At 66.2% G+C, this 19,844-nt stretch carries 20 protein-coding genes and 1 tRNA gene; 12 read left to right on the forward strand and 9 right to left on the reverse strand.

Annotation, left to right across the window (positions count from 1 at the left end; translation table 11 throughout):
• Nucleotides 1–74 (reverse strand) — tRNA-Gly (locus tag RKP46_RS01190).
• Between the two features lie 29 nt (nt 75–103).
• Here RKP46_RS01190 and RKP46_RS01195 point away from each other — a divergent pair.
• From RKP46_RS01195 to RKP46_RS01225, 7 genes are all read left to right on the forward strand, one after another.
• Complete coding sequence (locus tag RKP46_RS01195; protein WP_311104935.1) at nt 104–559, forward strand: hypothetical protein; 456 nt, start codon at nt 104–106, stop codon at nt 557–559.
• A gap of 102 nt (nt 560–661) precedes the next feature.
• Nucleotides 662–2,029: a tRNA (N6-isopentenyl adenosine(37)-C2)-methylthiotransferase MiaB gene (gene miaB / locus RKP46_RS01200; protein WP_311104936.1), complete on the forward strand. Its 1,368-nt coding sequence runs from the start codon at nt 662–664 to the stop codon at nt 2,027–2,029.
• Nucleotides 2,026–3,048 carry a PhoH family protein gene (locus RKP46_RS01205; protein ID WP_311104937.1) on the forward strand — a complete coding sequence of 341 codons (1,023 nt, stop codon included), beginning with the start codon at nt 2,026–2,028 and terminating at the stop codon, nt 3,046–3,048. The genes miaB and RKP46_RS01205 overlap by 4 nt, the downstream gene beginning before the upstream one ends.
• On the forward strand, nt 3,032–3,499 hold the full coding sequence (gene ybeY, locus RKP46_RS01210) for an rRNA maturation RNase YbeY (RefSeq protein WP_311104938.1): 468 nt from the start codon (nt 3,032–3,034) through the stop codon (nt 3,497–3,499). Before RKP46_RS01205 ends, ybeY begins: the two co-directional genes overlap by 17 nt.
• 90 nt (nt 3,500–3,589) lie before the next feature.
• Nucleotides 3,590–4,420 carry a transporter associated domain-containing protein gene (locus tag RKP46_RS01215; RefSeq protein ID WP_311104939.1) on the forward strand — a complete coding sequence of 277 codons (831 nt, stop codon included), beginning with the start codon at nt 3,590–3,592 and terminating at the stop codon, nt 4,418–4,420.
• Between the two features lie 109 nt (nt 4,421–4,529).
• Entirely contained in the window at nt 4,530–6,071 is a 1,542-nt protein-coding gene (gene lnt, locus RKP46_RS01220; protein WP_311104978.1) for an apolipoprotein N-acyltransferase, read from the forward strand.
• 83 nt (nt 6,072–6,154) lie between these two features.
• Nucleotides 6,155–6,868 (forward strand): alanyl-tRNA editing protein, encoded by a 714-nt coding sequence (locus tag RKP46_RS01225; RefSeq protein WP_311104940.1) that lies wholly within the window; start codon nt 6,155–6,157, stop codon nt 6,866–6,868.
• Nucleotides 6,869–6,919: 51 nt separating this feature from the next.
• Here RKP46_RS01225 and cobT read toward each other — a convergent pair whose 3' ends face one another.
• A complete protein-coding gene (gene cobT / locus RKP46_RS01230) occupies nt 6,920–7,954 on the reverse strand; it encodes a nicotinate-nucleotide--dimethylbenzimidazole phosphoribosyltransferase (RefSeq protein ID WP_311104941.1) in 1,035 nt (344 codons plus the stop codon).
• A 213-nt stretch (nt 7,955–8,167) separates the two neighbouring features.
• Here cobT and RKP46_RS01235 point away from each other — a divergent pair, with 213 nt between their 5' ends.
• Nucleotides 8,168–8,632, forward strand: a complete 465-nt coding sequence (locus RKP46_RS01235) for a universal stress protein (RefSeq protein WP_311104942.1) — start codon at nt 8,168–8,170, stop codon at nt 8,630–8,632.
• A gap of 108 nt (nt 8,633–8,740) precedes the next feature.
• Nucleotides 8,741–9,322, forward strand: coding sequence for an RNA 2',3'-cyclic phosphodiesterase (thpR, locus tag RKP46_RS01240; RefSeq protein ID WP_311104943.1), 582 nt, complete (start codon nt 8,741–8,743; stop codon nt 9,320–9,322).
• Between the two features lie 13 nt (nt 9,323–9,335).
• On the opposite strand, the gene RKP46_RS01245 is transcribed toward thpR, so the two are convergent.
• Both RKP46_RS01245 and RKP46_RS01250 read right to left on the reverse strand, forming a co-directional pair.
• Entirely contained in the window at nt 9,336–10,079 is a 744-nt protein-coding gene (locus RKP46_RS01245) for an N-acetylmuramoyl-L-alanine amidase (protein WP_311104944.1), read from the reverse strand.
• On the reverse strand, nt 10,055–10,429 hold the full coding sequence (locus RKP46_RS01250; protein WP_311104945.1) for a DUF1840 domain-containing protein: 375 nt from the start codon (nt 10,427–10,429) through the stop codon (nt 10,055–10,057). Before RKP46_RS01250 ends, RKP46_RS01245 begins: the two co-directional genes overlap by 25 nt.
• A gap of 105 nt (nt 10,430–10,534) precedes the next feature.
• On the opposite strand from RKP46_RS01250, the gene RKP46_RS01255 reads away from it, so the two are divergent.
• The gene (locus RKP46_RS01255) at nt 10,535–11,446 is read left to right on the forward strand and encodes a hydrogen peroxide-inducible genes activator (RefSeq protein WP_311104946.1); all 912 of its coding nucleotides are present in this window, start codon (nt 10,535–10,537) and stop codon (nt 11,444–11,446) included.
• Between the two features lie 33 nt (nt 11,447–11,479).
• Here the strand turns inward: RKP46_RS01255 and RKP46_RS01260 are convergent, their stop codons facing one another.
• The 3 genes from RKP46_RS01260 to RKP46_RS01270 all read right to left on the reverse strand — a co-directional run bounded on the left by RKP46_RS01260 (nt 11,480) and on the right by RKP46_RS01270 (nt 16,194).
• Complete coding sequence (locus tag RKP46_RS01260) at nt 11,480–14,011, reverse strand: DNA topoisomerase III (protein ID WP_311104947.1); 2,532 nt, start codon at nt 14,009–14,011, stop codon at nt 11,480–11,482.
• Nucleotides 14,012–14,086: 75 nt separating this feature from the next.
• Complete coding sequence (gene dprA / locus RKP46_RS01265; RefSeq protein ID WP_311104948.1) at nt 14,087–15,175, reverse strand: DNA-processing protein DprA; 1,089 nt, start codon at nt 15,173–15,175, stop codon at nt 14,087–14,089.
• A 2-nt stretch (nt 15,176–15,177) separates the two neighbouring features.
• Nucleotides 15,178–16,194 (reverse strand): LysM domain-containing protein, encoded by a 1,017-nt coding sequence (locus RKP46_RS01270; protein ID WP_311104949.1) that lies wholly within the window; start codon nt 16,192–16,194, stop codon nt 15,178–15,180.
• A gap of 165 nt (nt 16,195–16,359) precedes the next feature.
• Between RKP46_RS01270 and def the strand changes: the two genes are divergently transcribed.
• Both def and fmt read left to right on the forward strand, forming a co-directional pair.
• Nucleotides 16,360–16,863, forward strand: a complete 504-nt coding sequence (gene def / locus RKP46_RS01275; protein WP_311104950.1) for a peptide deformylase — start codon at nt 16,360–16,362, stop codon at nt 16,861–16,863.
• Nucleotides 16,860–17,786, forward strand: coding sequence for a methionyl-tRNA formyltransferase (gene fmt, locus RKP46_RS01280; protein ID WP_311104951.1), 927 nt, complete (start codon nt 16,860–16,862; stop codon nt 17,784–17,786). Before def ends, fmt begins: the two co-directional genes overlap by 4 nt.
• A gap of 119 nt (nt 17,787–17,905) precedes the next feature.
• On the opposite strand, the gene RKP46_RS01285 is transcribed toward fmt, so the two are convergent.
• Together RKP46_RS01285 and RKP46_RS01290 are read right to left on the reverse strand one after the other, a co-directional pair.
• Complete coding sequence (locus RKP46_RS01285; protein ID WP_311104952.1) at nt 17,906–18,865, reverse strand: S1/P1 nuclease; 960 nt, start codon at nt 18,863–18,865, stop codon at nt 17,906–17,908.
• Nucleotides 18,855–19,754, reverse strand: coding sequence for a cation diffusion facilitator family transporter (locus tag RKP46_RS01290; protein WP_311104953.1), 900 nt, complete (start codon nt 19,752–19,754; stop codon nt 18,855–18,857). The genes RKP46_RS01285 and RKP46_RS01290 overlap by 11 nt, the downstream gene beginning before the upstream one ends.
• Between the last annotated feature and the right edge of the window lie 90 nt (nt 19,755–19,844).

The raw sequence follows: 19,844 nt of genomic DNA on the forward strand, positions 1-19,844 counted from the left end.
TGGAGCGGGTGAAGGGAATCGAACCCTCGTATGCAGCTTGGGAAGCTGCCGTTCTGCCATTGAACTACACCCGCGGCGGCGCTGTGCCTGCGCCGATTGTACGATGATTGGACTCTTCGCGACAACGCTTGTCGTTTGCGGTGTCGGTGGATTGTTGCGCGACAGGCTGACAGCAGGGGGCGAGCGTGTCTATAATTCGCCGATGGATATCGTGACTGGTCTGTTGCATACGATTCTTGGCGGCATCGTCGAGGCGGTGCTTGATCCACCTGAAGCGCCGCCGCCGGTGCTGGTCGCTCCAGCGGCGCTGCGCGCGCTGCCGGCCGAGGCGAAGAAGGGTCGGATGTTGCCGCTGGCAGGCGACGGATTCGTCACCATCGGTCGGCAGGTGTGGCCGCTCGCCCCGGGTTTGCAGATTCGCAGCGAGCAAAACCTGATCATCATGCCAATGCAGGTGCGGCAAGCCGTTGACGTGGCCTACGTGATCGACAGTCTGGGCGCGGTCGATCGCGTCTGGCTGTTGGCTCCCGGCGAAGGCGCGGCGCTCGAGGCGCGCTGAGACCTTGTCGGGATGGCGGCGACAGCGCGATTGCTCGAGCGAGCTGCGCGTTCCGCAGGCCTTCCCCGCCTTTTCCTTTCCTGACCAACAGCGAGCCGACCGATGACCAAGAAGCTGTTCATCCGCACCTTTGGTTGCCAGATGAACGAGTACGACTCGGACAAGATGGCCGATGTGCTCGCCGCCGACGAAGATGTGGTGAGGACGGAGACGCCGGAAGACGCCGACATCATTCTGTTCAACACGTGTTCGGTACGCGAGAAGGCGCAGGAGCGCGTTTTTCACGACCTCGGGCGAGTCAGGCGGCTGAAACAGGCCCGACCTGATCTGGTAATCGGCGTTGGCGGTTGCGTGGCAAGCCAGGAAGGGGCGGCCATCGTCGCCCGTGCGCCCTACGTCGATGTCGTGTTCGGGCCGCAGACGCTGCATCGTCTGCCGGAACTGATCGCTCAGCGGCGTCGGCAGGGGCGACCGCAGGTCGACGTTTCGTTTCCGGAAATTGAAAAATTCGACCATCTGCCGCCGGCACGGGTCGACGGCGCCGCTGCCTTCGTTTCGATCATGGAGGGTTGCAGCAAGTTCTGCTCGTTCTGCATCGTTCCCTATACGCGCGGGGCAGAGGTGTCGCGCCCGTTCGACGACGTGCTTACCGAAGTCGCCGGGCTGGCTGCACAGGGCGTCAAGGAAGTGACCTTGCTCGGCCAGAACGTGAATGCCTACCGCGGCTCGCTGGGCAGCGATGGTGATTCAGGTGCGAGCGGCGAGACGGCCGATCTCGCCCTGCTGATCGAGTACGTCGCCGAGATTCCGGGAATCGAAAGGATCCGGTACACGACCTCGCATCCGCGCGAGGTGTCGCAGCGGCTGATCGAGGTCTATGCGCGCACGGCGAAGCTGGTCTCGCATCTGCACTTGCCGGTACAGTCGGGTTCCGACCGCGTGCTGGCCGCGATGAAGCGCGGGTACACGGTGCTGGAATACAAGAGCCTGGTTCGTCGTTTGCGCAGCGCGCGTGCGGACCTGTCGCTCTCGTCGGATTTCATCGTCGGCTTCCCGGGGGAGACGGAAGACGACTTTGCGAAGACGATGCGGCTGATCGACGAGGTAGGTTTCGATACTTCGTTCTCGTTCCTCTACAGCGCGCGTCCGGGGACGCCGGCGGCCGAGCTGGCCGACACGACGCCCCGGTCGGTCAAGCAGGAGAGGCTGTTGCGTCTGCAGAAGCGGATCGACGAGCAGGCGCAAGCCATTTCGGCGGCGATGGTCGGCAGCGTGCAACGCGTCCTCGTCGAGGGCGTGTCGCGCAAGGACGCGAGCGAACTCGCCGGACGGACGGACAACAACCGGGTGGTCAATTTTGCCGTTGACCGCGCCGTTGCCCAGGAGTGGCTGAATCGTTTCGTCGATGTCCGCATTACTGCTGCGTTGCCGCACTCGCTGCGCGGCGAACCGACAGGCTGTGCAAGATGACGGTGAAGAGCGCCGGTGTTCCCCGGCAGGCGATCGAGTTGCTGCTCTCGCCGGTCAACAACAGGCAACTGGCCAATCTCTGCGGTGCGCTCGACGAGAATCTGCGCCAGATCGAGACGGCGCTCGACGTGGCGATTGCTCGCCGTGGCGAGCGCTTCACGCTGCGCGGCGAGGCGGCGCAGACGGCGCTCGCCGCGGAGGCGCTGCAACGCTTCTACGCGCAGGCGAAGAACGCGCTGTCGATCGACGAGATTCAACTGGGTCTGATCGAGTTGCTCAACCGGCCGGTGCGCAGCATCAGCGCGAGCGGCGGCGCTGCGCCGGCGCTGCTCACGCGCAAGAGCGAACTGCACGGGCGCACGCCGCGTCAGGTCGAGTACCTGAAGCATATTCAGGAGTACGACATCACCTTTGGCACCGGTCCGGCCGGCACCGGCAAGACCTATCTGGCGGTGGCTTCGGCAGTCGATGCCTTCGAACGCGAGCTCGTGCAACGCATCGTTCTCACCCGGCCGGCCGTCGAGGCGGGCGAACGGCTGGGGTTTCTGCCTGGCGACCTGGCGCAAAAGGTCGATCCGTATCTGCGGCCGCTGTACGACGCGCTCTACGATCTGATGGGTTTCGAGCGCGTCGGCAAGCTGTTCGAGCGCGGAGCGATCGAGATTGCTCCGCTCGCCTATATGCGCGGGCGCACGCTCAATCATGCGTTCATCATTCTCGACGAAGCGCAGAATACGACGCCCGAGCAGATGAAGATGTTTCTGACGCGCATTGGCATCGGCGCCAAGGCGGTGGTGACCGGCGACGTGACGCAGATCGACCTGCAGCGCGGCCAGAAGAGCGGCCTGATCGAGGCCCGCGTGATTCTGCGCGAGGTGCGTGGGATCGCCTTCACCGAGTTCCAGAAGGAGGATGTCGTCCGCCACCCGCTGGTGGCGCGTATCGTTTCGGCCTACGAAGCGCACAGTGCGGCGCTCGCCGCGATGGACAGCGCAGGACAGCATGCGGAAAGCCGCTGAGCGTCGCCGGATCGGCGTGCGCTACGCCTGGCGCAACGAGGCCGTGCCGCGCAAAGCGCTGGTCAGGGATTGGCTGCTGGCCGCCTTGCGTAGCGAAGGTCGGCGGCCGGGAGCGATTGGCGTATGCTTTGTTGACCGCGCGGAGGGCGCTCGCCTGAACCGCGACTACCGGGGCAAGGACGACGCAACCAACGTCCTCTCTTTTCCTTACGCGCGCAAGCCGCTGGTGGAGGGCGACCTGGTTCTCTGCCCGGCGATCGTCGAAGTGGAGGCGGCCGAGCAGGGCAAGCCGCTGCTTGCGCATTATGCTCACCTGATCATCCATGGGTTGCTCCATCTGCTCGGCTACGACCACATCGGCGGCAAACGCGAGGCGGCGCGCATGCGCAGGCGGGAGCGGCAGATCCTGGCCGGGCTCGGTTTTCCCGATCCCTATCGCAAGCCAGGGTGATTGCTCGGCAAGCGGGCCCGCCCGCCCGGCTGGCGGTCGTGCGAGTGACGCCGAAGCCGGATTGCCGGGAACAAGGACCACGACATATTCATGGACATAACGACGCGAAACGCAGGTTTTTTTGAACGTCTTTCGGCGCTGTTGGTGCGCGAGCCGGAGGATCGCGAGCAGTTGATCAAGCTGCTGCGCTCGGCGCACCAGCGCAATCTGCTCGCCGCCGATGCGCTGGGTATTATCGAAGGTGCGCTCGCGGCTTCCGAGATGAGCGTGCGCGAGGTGATGGTGCCGCGCTTGCAGATGGAAGTGGTCGACATCGACGATTCGCTGAGCGAAATCGTCGCGCGTGTGAACACGACGGCGCATTCGCGCTTTCCGGTGATCGATGGCGACCGCGACAATGTGCTTGGCATCCTGCTCGCCAAGGATCTGCTGCGCGTCGAGCAAGCGGATCGCTTCAATGTGCGTGACTGGCTACGACCGGCGGTGTTCATTCCCGAGTTCAAACGCCTCGACGTACTGCTGCGCGAGTTTCGCGTTTCGCGTAACCACATGGCGATCGTCATCGACGAGTACGCCGGCATTGCCGGCCTGATCACCATCGAGGACGTGCTCGAACAGATCGTCGGGGACATCGAAGACGAATACGATTTCGACGAGACCGACGAAAACATCCAGGTGGACCACGCCGGAGGCCATCGCGTCAAGGCGCAGACGACGGTTGGCGAGTTCAACGAGGCGTTCGCGACCACTTTCAGCGACGACAAGTGTCAGACAGTTGGCGGTCTGGTGCTTCGCCATCTGGGGCGCGTGCCGCGCCACAACGAGACGGTAGACATCGAGGGGATCAGCTTCCAGGTACTGCGCGTCGACAGCCGGCGGATCTACACGCTGCTCGTCCATCAGCCGCCAGTCGCAGCGTGAGGAAAGCGCAGCGCTCAGTGCGGGAAAGGCGCTTTGTCCGCCCGGCGGCAGCCAGTTGGCGCAGCGGTGAGGCGGCTCGCGGCGCGCCTGGCGAAAGCCATTGCCCGGCGTGCGCGGCTTGATGCGCTTCAGGCAGGCGGCCTGGCGCCGCGTCGCTGCCTGCCTGCTCGGGGCTGGCGGAGTGCTTGCCTTTGCGCCTTGCGGCTGGTTCGCGCTCAACTGGCTGACGCTCGCCGGCCTTTTCGGCCTGCTCAGTGCGGAAGCTGACGGCGAGCGGCGAATGCGTGACGGCGCCTGGTTGACGGCAGCCTATTGTTTTGGGCTGTTTCTCGTTGGCGTGTCGTGGGTTTTCGTCAGCCTGAGCGTCTTCGGCGGTCTGCCGATCCCGCTTGCCGGATTGGCGACACTTCTCTTCTGCGCCTTGCTGGCGCTCTTCGGCGCGCCGATCGGCGCGCTTTTCGTCCGCCTGGCGCCGCTCGGCCGGCTGCGCCGTGGTTTGCTCTTCGCCGGTCTGTGGGCGCTTGCCGAGTGGCTGCGCGGCTGGCTGCTCACCGGCTTCCCATGGCTGGCCGCCGGCTATTCGCAGGTTCCGCCCAGCCCGCTTGCCGGTTACGCGCCGCTGCTCGGCGTTTTCGGCGTTTCTCTGGTGTCGGCTTTGAGTGGCGCGCTGATCCATGAAGTTGGCCGGCGCTGGCTGAACGCGGACCAGTGCAGCACGCGCGCCGTGTTGCGCTGGTGCCCGGCGCTGCCGCTGATCACCCTGGCGGTGCTGTTTGGTGCTGGCGAGTATCTGAGCGGGGTGCGCTGGACACAGCCGGTCGGCGACAAGCTGTCGGTTGCCTTGCTGCAGGGGAACGTCGCGCAGGAGATGAAATGGCGGCCGGAACGTCTGCTCGAGTCGCTGCAAACCTATTATCGTCTGGCCGAGGAGAATCCGGCGCGCCTGACCGTGATGCCCGAAACGGCTTTGCCGGCGTTCCTCGACCAGATCCCGCTCACCTATCTCGCGGCCTTGCGCGAACTGGCTTTGCGCCGGGACGGTGACGTCCTGTTCGGCGCCGTGGTCGCCGACGGCCGGCGCTATGCCAACTCGGCGCTCAGCCTGGGGGCGGCCGGCGAGCAACGTTACGACAAGGTCCACCTGGTTCCCTTCGGCGAGTTCGTGCCGCCGGGCTTCGCCTGGTTCATGGCGCTGGTCGACATTCCGCTGGCCGACTTCACGCCGGGCGCGCGGCAGCAGCCGCCACTGCTGCTTGCTGGCCAGCGCGTCGGCGTCAACATCTGCTACGAGGACGCTTTTGGCGAGGAGATCATCGACGCCTTGCCGATGGCCACACTGTTGGTTAATCTGTCGAACGTCGCCTGGTTCGGCGATTCGCTGGCGCCGGCGCAGCATCTGCAGATTGCCCAAATGCGCGCACTGGAGACCGGCCGCGTGATGCTGCGCGCGACGAACACCGGAATGACCGCCATTGTCGACGCCGACGGTCGGCGACAATCGGTTCTGCCGCCGTTCACGCGCGCCGCGCTGGTCGGCGAGGTACAGCCCTACGCTGGAGCAACGCCCTTCGTGCGCTGGGGAAACTGGCCGCTGGTCGCGCTGGCCGCCATTTTCGTGGGTCTTGCCGCGGGTCGCCGCCGGGTGCCTTAGCGCGGCGACGAATCTGCCGTTGGTGGCGGCTGGGCGAGGGCTTGCAGCGGCACGAGACGCCGCCCGTTCTGGAGGATACTGCTTTGCCAACCGAGTTGCTGTTTCGTGAAGACGCTTACCTGCGGCAGGCGAGCGCGCGCGTCAGCGCGGTGCACGCGGGGGGAATCGAGCTTGACCAGACGATCTTCTATCCGCTTGGCGGCGGGCAGCTTGGCGACACCGGCTGGCTGTTGCGCGCCAATGGCGAGCGCATCGCCATTGCCGATACGCGCAAGGAGCACGCGCGCGACGTCGTAGTGCACCTGCCGGCAGCCGGTCAGGCCGTGCCCGAGCCGGGCGAGACGTTGAGGCTGGAAATCGACTGGGCGCGCCGCTATCGTCTGATGCGCCTGCACACCGCCTTGCATGTGATGTCCTGCGTCGTCGTGGCGCCGGTGACCGGCGGCAACATCGCGCCCGACAAGGCTCGCCTGGACTTCAAGATCGAGATGAGCCAGCTCGACGGCGCACGCATCGAAAGCGAAATGAATGCGCTGATCGCGCGTGGCGTGGCGACCGAAACGGTGTGGATCAGCGACGAGGATCTGGCGGCGCGACCCGAACTCGTCAAGACGATGAGCGTGCAACCGCCCAGCGGCTGCGGACAGGTCCGCCTGCTGCGCATCGCCGGAATTGATCTGCAACCCTGCGGCGGCACGCACGTAGCGAACACCGCCGAAATCGGCGCCATCCGGGTGGTCAGAATCCGCAACGAGGGCAAACAGAACCGGCGGGTAGAGATCGTCCTCGCCGATTGAGCCGTGCTGGCGGCTAGCGCCGGGCGCGCGCGGCAAATCGAGCGCGAAGACTTACTGGCGTTCGCTGACGCCTGCCGCGGCGAAACTTGCCATTTCGCTGAGGAAGGCGGCAGCCGCGCGGACGAGTGGCCAGGCGAGCGCGGCGCCGGTTCCCTCGCCCAGGCGCAAGCCGAGATCCAGCAGCGGTTCGGCGCGCAGTGCGCGCAGTTGCGCGAGATGACCCGGCTCGGCCGATCTGTGGCTGAATATGCAGTAGTCGACGATCGCCGGTGCCATGCGCGCGGCGACGAGCAAGGCGGCGGTGACAATGAAGCCGTCGATCAGCAGAAGCATGCGCTGTTCGGCGGCGGCGAGCATGGCGCCGCTCAGCATGGCGATCTCCAGCCCGCCGAACTCGGCGAGGACGCTGGCCGCGTCGGCGGTCGATGACAGGCGCGCACGCTGCAGCGCGCGGGCCAGCAGTTCGCGTTTGCGCGCCAGCCCGGCGTCGTCGAGTCCGGTCCCACGGCCGACGCAATCGGCCAGCGGCGAACCGGTGAGCAGATGCGTGAGCAGCGCCGCCGAGGCGCTATTGCCGATCCCCATTTCGCCGAAAGCGACAACCCGGCAGCCTGCCTCGGCCAGGCTGCGCACGATGGCCGCGCCGCGCGCCAGGGCAGCGTCGCGCTGGTCGGCGCTCATCGCCGCTTCTTCGAGGTAGTTGCGCGTGCCAAAAGCGATCTTGGCGTCGAGCAGGTTCGGGCGTACGCCGAAATCGTGCGCGACGCCGGCGTCGACGACCAGCAACTGGAGATCGTTGTGGCGCGCGAAGACGTTGATCGCAGCACCACCGGCGAGGAAGTTCTCGACCATTTGCCACGTGACTTCCTGCGGGAAGGCGGAAACTCCGGCGCGTGCAGCACCATGGTCGCCGGCGAAAACCAGTACGCAGGGTCTACCGAGTTGCGGCTGCACGGTCTGCTGAACCTGGCCGATCTGGCGGGCAAGGCGCTCGAGTTCGCCGAGCGCGCCGAGCGGCTTGGTCTTGCCGTCGATCGCGGCCTGCAAGCCGGGAAGTTCTGCCGTAGGCGGAATGAAGAAGTGCATGACTGTCCTTGGCGAGCTGGGGTGTCGATTATACGCAGGCCTTCCCGCTGGCGACGAGGCGTGCGAAAAAGGCGCGGCGGTCGGCCTTTCCCGCAGCGCACCGGCGCCCGGCGGGCCGGCGGGGGATCGGCCGCTGCGGGTGTTCCCGGCCGGGCTGATCGGTGCTATGGTGCGGCTTGTCTGGGCATTTTGCGCAACGAGGAGTCGAACGAGATGTACAAACGAATCATGGTGGCCGTCGACGAGAGCTTCATGACCAGTCAGGTTCTGGGCGATGCGGTTGCGCTGGCAAAAGCGACCGGCGCCCGCCTGGCAATCTGCCATGCGATCGACGAAACGATTCTGTCGCATCGGGAAGTAGCAATGATGCTGCCGAACAGTGTCGGCAAGACGGAAGCCCGCCTGCGCATGGGCGCCCAGGGCTTCCTTGAACGGCTCGCTGGCGAGGCGCGTGCCGGTGGTGTAGATGCTGAAATCCGGCTGGTCGAATCGGAGGAGAAGCATGTTTCGGACATGCTGATCGCGGCGGCGGCGGATTGGCAGGCGGACTTGCTGGTGGTCGGCACACACGGCCGGCGCGGTATTGAGCGCTTCTTCGTCGGTAGCGTCGCCGAGCGGCTGGTGCGCAAGGGACAGACCTCGCTGCTGCTGGTGCGCGGCGACGATCCGGACGAGTAAGCGCAGCGGGGAGTGGCGGCCCGAGCGAGCGCCGGCGCAAAGCGACGGTCGGAGTGCTTGCCCGCTGCCGTTTGGCTCGGCTGGCCGACGAGCTGAGCGGCGCTTGCCGTGAGCTGCGCGCGCGTCAGCGCCGACGATCGCCTGCGCCGAGCAGCGCCAGCCGCGGCACGCCTGTTCCTTGCGCTGTGGCCGGATGAGGGCGAGCGTGCGGCGCTCGCTGCGTGGTGCGCACGCACGCAATGGCCGCCAACATGTTCGCCCGTGCGTAGCGAGCGGCTGCACCTGACCTTGCACTTCATCGGCGCGCTCGAACGCTCTCGCCTGAGCGAGCTGAGCGAGGCGCTCGAGGTAGCGTTCAGCCCCTTTCGTGTCGGCTTTTCAGGTGCCGAGCTCTGGCCGCGTGGCCTGCTCGTTCTTCCGGCGCGCGAGCTGCCGATCGAACTGGCGCGCTTGCATTCGTTCCTCGCCGATGCGCTGCGCCGTCTTGGCCTGCCGGTCGAGAAGCGGCGCTTTCGTCCGCACGTCACGCTCGCCCGGCACGCGCCGGCGGCGATCGCGGCGAAGCAGCCGGCGCCTGCCGACTGGCTGATCAACGACTATGTGCTGGTCGAGTCGCTGCTCGGCGGGGCCGGCGGCTACCAGATCGTTCGCCGTTACGCGGCGCGCCTGGCGAGGGCCGAGCAAGGCTGACGCGGGCTCGGTCTCAGCGCGGGTACAGGCATGCGGCGATTCCGGTCGCGATGGCGTCCGCCATGCGGGCCTGCTGCTCGGGGTCGCGCAGACGCAATTCTTCGCCGCGGTGCTTGATCACGCCAGCCTCGAAAAGCAATGCCGGCAGCGTGCTGCGATAAAGGACGACAAGGTTGTCGTAGTAATGCACGGCGTTCGTTTCATCGGCGGCCGGCCGCGCTGGTCCGGCGAGTGGCCGGGCATGATGCGTCGCGGCGGCAAAGCCCATGCGGCGCAGGCGCGCGCCAATCGCCGAAGCGCAGCGCAGGCTCAGTGCCAGACCGGCATTGCGGCGCGAAACGAAAAGGGCAAAGCCGCTGTGCAGGTCGCTGTAGGTGTGCGTCGCTCCCTGCCAATCCCATTCCTGCAGCAGGTCGGCATGCACCGAGTCGTGGTGAATCGAGATCAGCAAGTCGGCGCCGGTTGCCTCTTCGGCGCGCGCCGCGAGGCTGCCGATGCGGCCGTCGAAGTTGATCGGCCGGGTGAGCAGCCGGCGCCCCTGCAACTCGCCGACCAGACGCTCGGCAAGGACCCGATTGAAGTCGAATTCGCTGCGTCCGCGTGCGCTCGTCGCACCGCCTTCGCTCAGCGTATGGCCGACGTCGACCGCGACTTCGGGTGTAGCCAGCGCGGTGCCAGCGGCAAATGCGCCGGCTGCGGCCAGCGCACCAACCCGGCGGCGACGTGCTTCAGTCAGAAATCCTTGGCTGCCTGCCAAAGGATGAAGCCCTCGCGCTCGCGCGTCCATTCGAGCAGCTCGATCAGCGGGTGGGCGCGCTGCGCCAGGCCGACATGCTGGCCTTCAGCCGCTTCGTCATCATCCGCCGGGGCACTGGCGGCCGCTTCTGCCGCCGGGGGAGCGGCGGCCTCGCGTACCGCCTGGCGCAGGCGACGGATGGCCTCGGGCAACTGCTCGGTGGTGATCACGCCACGCGCGGAGCACTCCTTGCCGAGGATTTCGAGGAGTTGGCGGGCGATCGGGGCAAACATCATGATTTCCCCGGAGGTGCTCGAAGTAAAGGTGACCAGCATGGCAAGTGCCTCACGGACTCGTGGCGGAACTGCCATTGTCTTCCTTGCATCGGCGCGCGGCAAGCATTGCCGGTGGATGTCCTGTCCTTGGCCGGCGATCAGCCGTAAACTGTCGCCTTTGGCTTAGGCGGGTGACTGGTCATGACCCTTACCGAGTTGCGCTATATCGTCGCGTTGGCGCATGAGAGGCACTTCGGGCGCGCGGCTGAACGTTGCCATGTCACGCAGCCGACGCTCTCGGTGGCGCTGAAGAAGGTCGAGCAGCGTGACGGTGTGGTTCTTTTCGAACGTTCGTCGGCTGATGTGCGCCTGACGGCGATTGGCGAACGAATTGCCGAGCAGGCCTTGCGCGTGCTCGAAGAAGCCGAACGCCTGAAAGAAATCGTCGTGCAGGGCAAGGACCCGCTGCAGGGTCCGCTGCGCCTCGGGGTAATCTATACCATCGCGCCTTACCTGCTGCCCCGCCTGATTCCCGCCGTCAGCCGGCGCGCACCGCAAATGCCCTTGTATCTGCAGGAAAACTTCACCGTCAATCTGGCGACGCAGTTGCGCCGCGGTGACCTCGACGTGATCATCGTCGCGCTGCCTTTTGGCGAAAGCGGGGTCGTCTCGCGCGTCGTGTACGAGGAGCCGTTCTGCGTTCTGCTGCCCGGCGGCCACCCGCTGACGCACGAGAGCAGGATTGATCCGGCCGTGGTCGACGGCGAGAAACTGCTCTTGCTCGGACGCGGCAACTGCTTTCGTGAACAGGTCGTGCAGGCGTGCCCGCAACTGATGCAGGCGGGCGGTACCGAAGGTGCGCTGGAAGGTAGTTCGCTGGAAACGGTGCGCTACATGGTGGCGAGCGGCGCCGGGATTTCGGTGGTTCCGGCGTCGGCCGCCGCATCGTGGCCGCAGGACGATCCGCTGCTGCACTTCCGCGCGTTCACCGATCCTGCGCCGGCGCGCCGGGTGGTCATCGCCTGGCGTGCGAGTTTTCCGCGTCCGCAGGCGATCGACGTCCTGCGCCGGGCGATCGTCGATTCGCCGCCGCCCGGCGTGTCGATCATTTGAGCCTGGCCAGACGCCTGGCGATGGGCTGGCCGTTCACTCGGCTGGCGCCTTGGCCGTCGTCTTGCGCGTGGCACCCTTGGCCGGCCGTGGCTCGAATTCGAAGCCGACCTTGCCGTCGGCAGCGCGCACCAGGAAGGCGGCAAACTTGCGTCGGGTGCGGGCTGAAACGAAGTCGCGCAGGAGGTCGGTCCGTCCGCTGCTGAGCAGCTTCTTCATCTGCGCGTGGTCGATCGTCTGCTGCAGGATGATCGTGCCCGAACGGAAGTCGCAGTTGCGCGCAGCGCCTACCGATTTCTCGCAGACATAGGACAGGCCGTGCTCGAAGACGCGCGCGCCACATTTTGGGCAAGCTCCGAGTGACTCGCTGAGCGAGAAATCGACTTCGTCGGCACTACCGTCGCCGCTCGCCGACGATTGCCCGAAGTCGAATTCCGGCGCATGTTCGTCGTTCAATTGGACAACCGCGTTGAAGGGACGGCCCATCTTGTTGCGGAAACCGCTGAGCGGCCCGATCTTCCGCCGGCTGAGCAGTTCCTCGATTTCTGCCGCCTCGAACTGACGGCCGGCGACGATCTTCCACAGACCGTAGTCGCAAGACTGGCACTGGAAACGCTTGTAGGTTTCCTTGATCCGGCCGTCGCATTTCGGGCAGCGCGCCGCCAGTTCGCCGAAGTCGCCGGGGATCGTATCGCTGTCGTAACTCTTGGCGCGAGCGACGATATCCTGCGTCATCGTGGCGATCTCTTTCATGAACTCGTCGCGCGAGAGTTCGCCGCGCTCCATGCGGGCGAGTTTCCACTCCCATTCGCCGGTCAGTTCGGGTGCCGTGAGCTCCGGAATGCCAAGTCCGTTGAGCAGCGTCATGAGCGAGAATGCTTTCGCCGTCGGCATCAGTTCGCGCCCTTCGCGATGCAGATACTGTTCGCTGAGCAGGTTCTCGATGATCTGCGCGCGCGTCGCGGGGGTTCCCAGACCACGCCCGGCCATTGCTGCGCGCAGTTCCTCGTCGTCCATCGACTTGCCGGCGCCTTCCATGGCGCTGAGCAGCGTCGCTTCCGAGTAGCGTGGCGGCGGCTTGGTGCGCTGCGCGGCGAGCAGCACATCGGTGGCGAGAACCCGCTCGCCCGGCTGCACGGCGACCAGATTGCCCTCGTCGCCTGCCTGCGCCTCGCGTCCATAGACGGCAAGCCAGCCGGCGTTGACCAGAACCTTGCCCTCGGTCTTGAACGGCTCGTCGAGCACACGCGTGATGCGCGTCGTGATCAGATACTCGGCCGGCGGGAAGAAGACGGCGAGAAAACGCTTGACGACCATGTCGTAGAGCTTGGTCTCGGGCTCGGACAGGTGGCGTGGTGCCTGCAGCGTCGGGATGATGGCAAAGTGGTCGGAAACCTTGGCGTTGTTGAACACGCGCTTGTTCGGCACGACCCAGCGACGGTCGAGGATCTGCTGCGCGAAAGGCGCGTAGCGCACGAGCGCGGCTTCGTCGTGCCCCTTGCCCAGCCCCTCGCCGGTGAGCATGCCGAGCGTGCTGATCACCGTCTGCAGATAGTCCTCGGGCAGGGCGCGCGACTCGGTACGTGGATAGGTGAGAACCTTGTGCTTTTCGTACAGTGCCTGGGCCAGCGCGAGCGTCGCCTTGGCCGAGAAACCGAAGCGGCTGTTGGCTTCGCGCTGCAGGCTGGTGAGGTCGTAAAGCAAGGGAGAGATCTGCGTCGAAGGCTTTGCCTCCTCGCTGACTTCGCCTTCCTGCCCGCGGCACTTCTGCTGCAGGCTTCTGGCCTTCTCTTCGTCCCACAGCCGGTCGGCGCGGGCGTGCTCGTCGTCGTCCTTGCCAGCAAACTTTTCGTCGAACCACTTGCCGTGATACTCGCCGGCAGCGCAGGCAAAGGCGGCCTCGAGTTCCCAGTAGGTGCGTGGCTTGAACTTGCGTATGCGGTCCTCGCGCTCGACCATCAGCGCCAGCGTCGGCGTCTGGACGCGGCCGACCGTCGTCAGGTGAAAGCCCCCCGTTTTCGAGTTGAACGCAGTCATCGCGCGCGTGCCGTTGATGCCGACGAGCCAGTCCGATTCTGAGCGGCAGAGTGCAGCATCGGCCAGCCCCTGCATTTCGCTGCCCCGGCGCAGGCGCAGGAAGCCGTCCCGGATCGCCTGAGGAGTCATCGACTGCAGCCACAGACGCTCGACCGGCTTGCGACTTGCCGCGTGCTGCACGATGTAGTTGAAGATCAGTTCGCCCTCACGTCCGGCGTCGCAGGCGTTCACCAGACTGGCGACGTCCTTGCGCTTGATCAGCCGGACGAGCAGCTTCAGGCGGGGCTCGGTCTTGGTAATCGGTTGCAGGGCAAAATGCGGTGGAATGACCGGAAGATGGGCAAACGACCACTTGCCGCGTTTGACTTCGTACTCCTCCGGGCACGCCAGTTCGAGCAGGTGCCCGATTGCCGAGGCCAGGACGTAGTCGTCGTTCTCGTAGTAGTCCTCGTGACGGGTGAAGCCGCCGAGTGCGCGGGCGAGGTCGGTGGCCACGGAGGGTTTCTCGGTGATGATCAGTTTCTTGCTCATGGGAAGGATTTCATCAGCCGGGCAACAGGGTGATCCAGAAGGGTGGTGGAAGGCGATGATCGCGCGACGCCGCGCTCAGCCCGGGGGAAGCTGCTGGTAGTGACCGCCAGGCAGCGTGGCAACACGACCATCCAGCTCCAGGTGCAGGAGCATCACCGAAACGACGTCCGCCGTCAAGCCGCTGCGCTTGGCCAGGTCGTCCAGCGTGCAGGGCTCGAAGCCCATCGCCTGCAGCAGGCCGTCGGCCGGTGCCGGGGCGCGCACGTCGTCCAGGGCGATTGGCGGGCTGTTCGTCCAGCCGATCTCGTCGAGCACATCCTGCGCCGTCTCGACCAGCTTGGCGCCTTGCTTGATCAGCTTGTGACAGCCACGCGACTGCGGCGAGTGGATCGAGCCTGGAATCGCGAGGACCTCGCGTCCCTGTTCGGCGGCAAGCCGGGCGGTGATCAGCGAGCCGCTCTCGGTGGTTGCCTCGACCACCAGGACGCCGCGCGAAAAACCGGAAATCAGGCGGTTGCGGCGGGGAAAATTGGCCGCTGCGGGGGGCGTTCCGAGCGGAAACTCGGAGACCAGCGTTCCCGCCTGGGCGATGGCGAGCGCCAGTTGCTGGTTGCGCGCCGGATAGACCCGGTCGATACCGGTGCCAATGAAGGCGACGGTGCTCGCGGCAGCCGAGAGGGCGCCGCGGTGAGCGGCCGCGTCGATGCCGAGCGCGAGGCCGCTGGTGATGGTCAGGCCGGCGGCCGAGAGCGCGGCGGCAAAGTGTTCGGCATTGGCCGCGCCTTGTGGCGTTGGATTGCGGCTGCCGACGATGGCACAAGCCGGGCGATTGAGCAGATCGAGGCGGCCGCGAACGTAGAGCACGGTCGGCGGGTCGGCGACCTGCAGCAAGCTTTGCGGATAGTCGGCGTCGGCCAGACAAAGCAGGTGATTCTCTGCCTTCTCGCACCAGGCGATGGCCTGCGCGACCGCCGCGCGGTTGTCGGTACTGAGCAGCAGATCGGCCCGCTTCTCGCCGATCACCGCCGCGAGGGCGCTGCGGCTCGCCTTGAAAGCGGCGTCAGGCAGTCCGAAGGCGGCCAGCAGCTTGCGCTGTGTTTCGCCACCCAGGCCCGGAATCAGCGTCAGTCGCAGCCAGTCGGTCAGCGACTCGGCGAAGGTCATCGTCAGGGCGTGCGTGCGAAATCGTTGACGTCGATCGTGTTTTCGGCCTGGACGACGAGCGCATACGCCAGGCGATCGAAGGTGCGGAAGACGAAGAGCAGGCCGACGCGTTGATCGGGGATGGTCACCTGGATCGGGCGATCGTTCTCGTCGCGCTGCGTCACGGCGCGGTTGCGCTCAGCCGCGAGGACGTGACCGATTTCGATTCCGTCGGCGGCACCGCGATTGAGCGCAACGACCGAGCCCTGGCCAGCCGTGTCTACGCCACCATAGACCGAGATGACGCGCGCTTCGACGAGGAAGTCGGGCTTGTGCGGTACGTAGGCGAGCAGCGGCTGCCGGCTCGACGGGAGCAGGCGGTCGCCACGGCCGATTTCCTGCTTCGCGGTGAGAATGGCGAAGGTGGCCGGTGCGCCCGGGCGAAGCTGTTCGGCCGTACCGAGGTGAAACGCTTCATAGCCTATGATCGCGGCGCTGTCCGGGTCGCGCAGCGGTCGATCCTTGCGGAAGATGTTCCACGTGCGCTGTTTCGGGTCGGCATTGTCGACGTAGGCGAGGTCGCCGTTGCTCAGGTGCACCCTGTCCTCGGGTGTCGCGATGATCAGCGCCGCCTTGTCCAGGCTGCTCTGCTCGAAAAGTAGCGCATCGGTCAGGAACGGCCGAATGACGTTTGGCGGGATCGACGGAATGTGTTCCTGGGTCGGTTCGGAATAGACTTGCGGACGCAGCTTGCTGCTTTGCAGGCGCAGGCGCGGGTTGCCGCGGGCGTCGCGCTCGAGCACGATGACGTCACCCGGATAGATGCGGTGCGGGTTGCGCACCTGTTCGCGGTTCATGCGCCAGACCTCCGGCCAGCGCCAGGGCTCGCGCAGGAAGGTGGCGGAGATTCCCCACAAGGTATCGCCGGGGACGACGATGTGGCGGTTCGGCGCACCCTGGGCCAGTTGAAGTTCCTGACCGGCGGCGGCGCAGAGCGCGCTGGCCAGCGCGACAAGCAAGGCGGATAGAATGCGGATCATCGTGTTATCCTCGTACGAGCGGTCAGCACGGCGGGCTAGCAAGCCCGGCGTGCGGCCCTGTCCCAGAGCGGCGTCAGCCTGTCCGTGCGTGGCGCCCGGCACGCCGGTCGGCTCAAGGCATGGCTCTGGATTCTGCACGCAGTTATTTTTTCGAGCAAGCTTTTTATGGCGCTATTACCGATACTCCGTTTTCCCGATGCGCGCCTGCGCAAAGTCGCCGAACCGGTGGCGCGGATTGACGAGGCGATTCGTCGTCTGGCGCGCGACATGGCCGAGACCATGTATGAGGCGCCTGGAATTGGTCTGGCGGCAACCCAGGTGGACGTACACAAGAGGCTGATCGTCATCGACGCGTCGGAGACCCGGGACGAGTTGCTGACGCTGATCAATCCGGAGATCGTCGAACTGTCGGGCAAACAGCGCGGCGAGGAAGGATGTCTGTCGGTGCCGGGGATCTACGACAAGGTCGAGCGTGCGCAACGCGTCGTCGTCCGCTACCTGGATCTTGAAGGTCAGGAACAGACGGTCGAGGCGGAAGGCCTTCTCGCGGTGTGTCTGCAGCACGAGATAGACCATCTGCAGGGGCGCGTTTTCGTCGAACACCTGTCGCAACTCAAGCAACAGCGGATCCGGAACAAGCTCAGCAAGCAGGCGCGCATCACGGCATGAGGCTGATCTTTGCCGGCACACCGGAGTTTGCTGCGCTCGCGCTGCGCGCGATCGTCGCCGCCGGGCATGATGTGGCGCTGGTCCTGACGCAGCCCGACCGTGCGGCCGGGCGCGGGATGAAGCTGCGACCATCGCCGGTGAAGATCTTTGCGCAGACGATAGGCAGAGAGGTCTTTCAGCCGCCGAGCCTGAGGGACGCGCTGGCGCAGGAGCGCGTTGGCCAGGCGGCGGCGGAAGTCATGGTCGTGGCGGCGTATGGATTGATTCTGCCGCAGGCCGTTCTCGACCTGCCGGCGCTCGGCTGCATCAACATTCACGCATCGCTGCTGCCTCGCTGGCGCGGCGCGGCGCCGATCCAGCGGGCGATTCTCGCCGGCGATCGGCAGACGGGAATCAGCATCATGCAAATGGAGGCCGGTCTGGACAGCGGCCCGGTCTTGCTCAGCGAGGCCGTGGCGATCGACGACGAGGATACTGCGGCGACTTTGCACGACCGGCTGGCGGCGGTTGGCGCGCGCCTGGTGGTCGACACGCTGGCTCGTCTGCCACTGGTGGGGCAGGTTCAGGCGGCAAGCGGCGTGAGCTACGCGAAGAAGATAGAAAAGGCGGAAGCAGTACTCGACTGGGATCAGCCAGCGGCGCAACTCGCTCGCCAGGTCCGTGCTTTCGATCCATTCCCGGGGGCGGTGTGCGAGATTGGCGGGCACGTGTTGAAGGTCTGGTGCGCGCGGGCCGATGCCGGCAGCGGCGTTCCCGGGGTGGTCTTGGCGGCTGGCCGGGAAGGAATCAGCGTCGCCTGTGGTGAGGGCGTGCTCCGCATATTGGAGGTGCAGAAGGCGGGCGGCCGCCGCCTGTCGGTGGGCGAGTTTCTCGTCGGAAGCGGGCTCGCGCCGGGAACGGAGTGCGCGCGCCTGGCCGGCTGAGGCGGTTGGGGTAAGGCGCTGCACCGGCCGCGGGCAGGCTGATCGCTGTGCGCCGACGACGTTTCACGTGAAACATTCTCGTCCCACGATCAGCCAGCGCCAGTCTGCTGCCTTCGCCATTACGGCCGCGGACGAGATCGCCGGTCGCTGTCGCCGAGCAGGCCTTGCAGCAGACTGGCCAGACGATGACCCGCGTCGACGATGCGCTGCCTTGCCACTGCCAGCGCGTTCTCGTGAAACTGGTTGTCGATCGTCGGTACTTCGTCGCGTCCCGGTGGGTAAGCCGATTCATCGGCCAGCCGCCGGCTTTCTTCGATCCATTGGCCAAAGCTGCCGGCTACCCGCGGCTGGCGGAAGCGCTCGCTGAGCGCGCTCACTGCACGCTCCAGTCGACTGCCGCGCAACCAGGGCGGCGCCGGCAGGTCATCCCAGTAGCGGTGGAGGTTGGTCGACGGGTGGCGTGGGTCGAAGGGATTGACGATCGGCTGCTCGTTGCCGCCGTTATCGCTCCGCCCGTCCGGCCTTGCGCGACTCGCCGTGTGCAGTGGCTGGTGCGCGTCGCCGACCAGATGAATCAGCCAGGGCAGCGCGTAGGCGCGCGCCGCGATGCTTTCCTGCCGGCTGCCGACCGTTGCCGAGAGTGCGGCCAGTTGCCGGTCGAGTTCGCCGTCAGCGCCTGCCTTGCTTGCCTTCGAGCCGACCGGCAGGTCGACGTAATGCCAGCTCAGTCGTCGCTCCATATCGGGAAACCCCGGCAGTGTCGGCGTCGGGGTTTCCAGCTCGGCGGTATAGAAGCGTGTGTCCCGGCGGATGTCGTCGGGCCAGGTCGAGGCTTCGAGGAACGCCGTCAGGTCGCTATCGGCGTCGCCGCCGCGCTCCTGCCAACGCGCAAAATCCGGGTGCGCTCTGAGCAGCGCTGCTGCCGCCGACCGCGTCTGGGTGTCCATCGCCTCCCAGGCGATCATCGCGACGATCCGGTGGCCGCCCGCGTTCCACGCCAGCGCCGCCGGAGCTGCCGCCAGCGTGAGCAACAGCCCGCAGGCGGCGCGCCCAAGGCTTAGTCGCCGGCTAACGGTCAAGGTGAATGTCCGCCAGCGAGGAAGGATCGTCAAGCGGTTCGAGATGCGTGAATACCGAGGTCTGCGGCAGAGCGCAGCGAATCTCGTGCTCGATCTCCTCGGCAAGTTGATGCGCGCGCCCGATCGTCCACGCGCCGGGAACCAGAACGTGCAGCGAGATGAAGCGCCGGGCTCCCGATTCGCGCCCACGCACCGCGTGAAAATCGATCCCCTGCGCCCGGTACCGTTCGAGGACGCCGAACAGCAGCGCCTGGTCGCCGGCCGGCAGGCTGCTGTCCATCAGACCGGCAGCCGAGCGCTGCAGCAGCCGCCAGCCGGTCCATACGATGTTGGCGGCGACCAGCAGGGCGAGCGTCGGGTCGAGCCAGAGCCAGCCGGTGAGCGCAACAGCGCCAAGTCCGAGGAGAACGCCGAGCGAGGTCCACACGTCGGTCAGCAGGTGATGCGCGTCGGCTTCCAGCGTGATCGAGCGGTAGCGTCGGCCGGCGACGAGCAGGATGCGGCCGACGGTGAGATTGATCAGCGAGGCGGCGAGCGAGATCGCCAGGCCGACCCCGAGCTGTTCGAGTGGCTGCGGGTCAAGCAATCGGTCGATCGCGGCGAACGCGATTGCCGCCGCAGCAGCGAGAATCAGCAGGCCTTCGAAAGCGCTGGAAAAGTATTCCGCCTTGCCGTGCCCGAAAGCGTGCCGCTCGTCCTCCGGCCGCTCGGCAATCGACAGCATGGCCAGTGCCATCAAAGCCCCGGCCAGATTGACCAGCGACTCGAGCGCATCCGAGAGCAGTCCGACCGAGCCGGTCAGTCGCCAGGCAATGCCTTTCAGGGCGATGGTGGCGAGCGCCGCGCCGATCGACAGGTAGGCGTAGCCTCTGAGCGAAATCGGTTTCATCGGGGGATTATCGCCCGTCCGCGATGATCACGCCATCGCCGGGCATCGTGCTAAACTCCGCGCCAACTCGACAGCCGTCAGGCCTGACCG

It is taken from the genome of Accumulibacter sp. (assembly GCF_031732815.1).
Classification (GTDB): Bacteria; Pseudomonadota; Gammaproteobacteria; order Burkholderiales; family Rhodocyclaceae; genus Accumulibacter.

Bases quoted from the DNA above. Each gene is read 5' to 3' on its own strand.
- ybeY (WP_311104938.1), top strand. From the start codon at position 3,032: ATGCGGAAAGCCGCTGAGCGTCGCCGGATCGGCGTGCGCTACGCCTGG.
- cobT (WP_311104941.1), bottom strand. From the start codon at position 7,954: ATGCACTTCTTCATTCCGCCTACGGCAGAACTTCCCGGCTTGCAGGCC.
- def (WP_311104950.1), top strand. From the start codon at position 16,360: ATGGCGCTATTACCGATACTCCGTTTTCCCGATGCGCGCCTGCGCAAA.
- miaB (WP_311104936.1), top strand. From the start codon at position 662: ATGACCAAGAAGCTGTTCATCCGCACCTTTGGTTGCCAGATGAACGAG.
- RKP46_RS01270 (WP_311104949.1), bottom strand. From the start codon at position 16,194: ATGATCCGCATTCTATCCGCCTTGCTTGTCGCGCTGGCCAGCGCGCTC.
- RKP46_RS01255 (WP_311104946.1), top strand. From the start codon at position 10,535: ATGACCCTTACCGAGTTGCGCTATATCGTCGCGTTGGCGCATGAGAGG.
- dprA (WP_311104948.1), bottom strand. From the start codon at position 15,175: ATGACCTTCGCCGAGTCGCTGACCGACTGGCTGCGACTGACGCTGATT.
- fmt (WP_311104951.1), top strand. From the start codon at position 16,860: ATGAGGCTGATCTTTGCCGGCACACCGGAGTTTGCTGCGCTCGCGCTG.
- RKP46_RS01195 (WP_311104935.1), top strand. From the start codon at position 104: ATGATTGGACTCTTCGCGACAACGCTTGTCGTTTGCGGTGTCGGTGGA.
- RKP46_RS01260 (WP_311104947.1), bottom strand. From the start codon at position 14,011: ATGAGCAAGAAACTGATCATCACCGAGAAACCCTCCGTGGCCACCGAC.
- RKP46_RS01250 (WP_311104945.1), bottom strand. From the start codon at position 10,429: ATGGCAGTTCCGCCACGAGTCCGTGAGGCACTTGCCATGCTGGTCACC.
- RKP46_RS01215 (WP_311104939.1), top strand. From the start codon at position 3,590: ATGGACATAACGACGCGAAACGCAGGTTTTTTTGAACGTCTTTCGGCG.
- RKP46_RS01205 (WP_311104937.1), top strand. From the start codon at position 2,026: ATGACGGTGAAGAGCGCCGGTGTTCCCCGGCAGGCGATCGAGTTGCTG.
- RKP46_RS01235 (WP_311104942.1), top strand. From the start codon at position 8,168: ATGTACAAACGAATCATGGTGGCCGTCGACGAGAGCTTCATGACCAGT.
- RKP46_RS01290 (WP_311104953.1), bottom strand. From the start codon at position 19,754: ATGAAACCGATTTCGCTCAGAGGCTACGCCTACCTGTCGATCGGCGCG.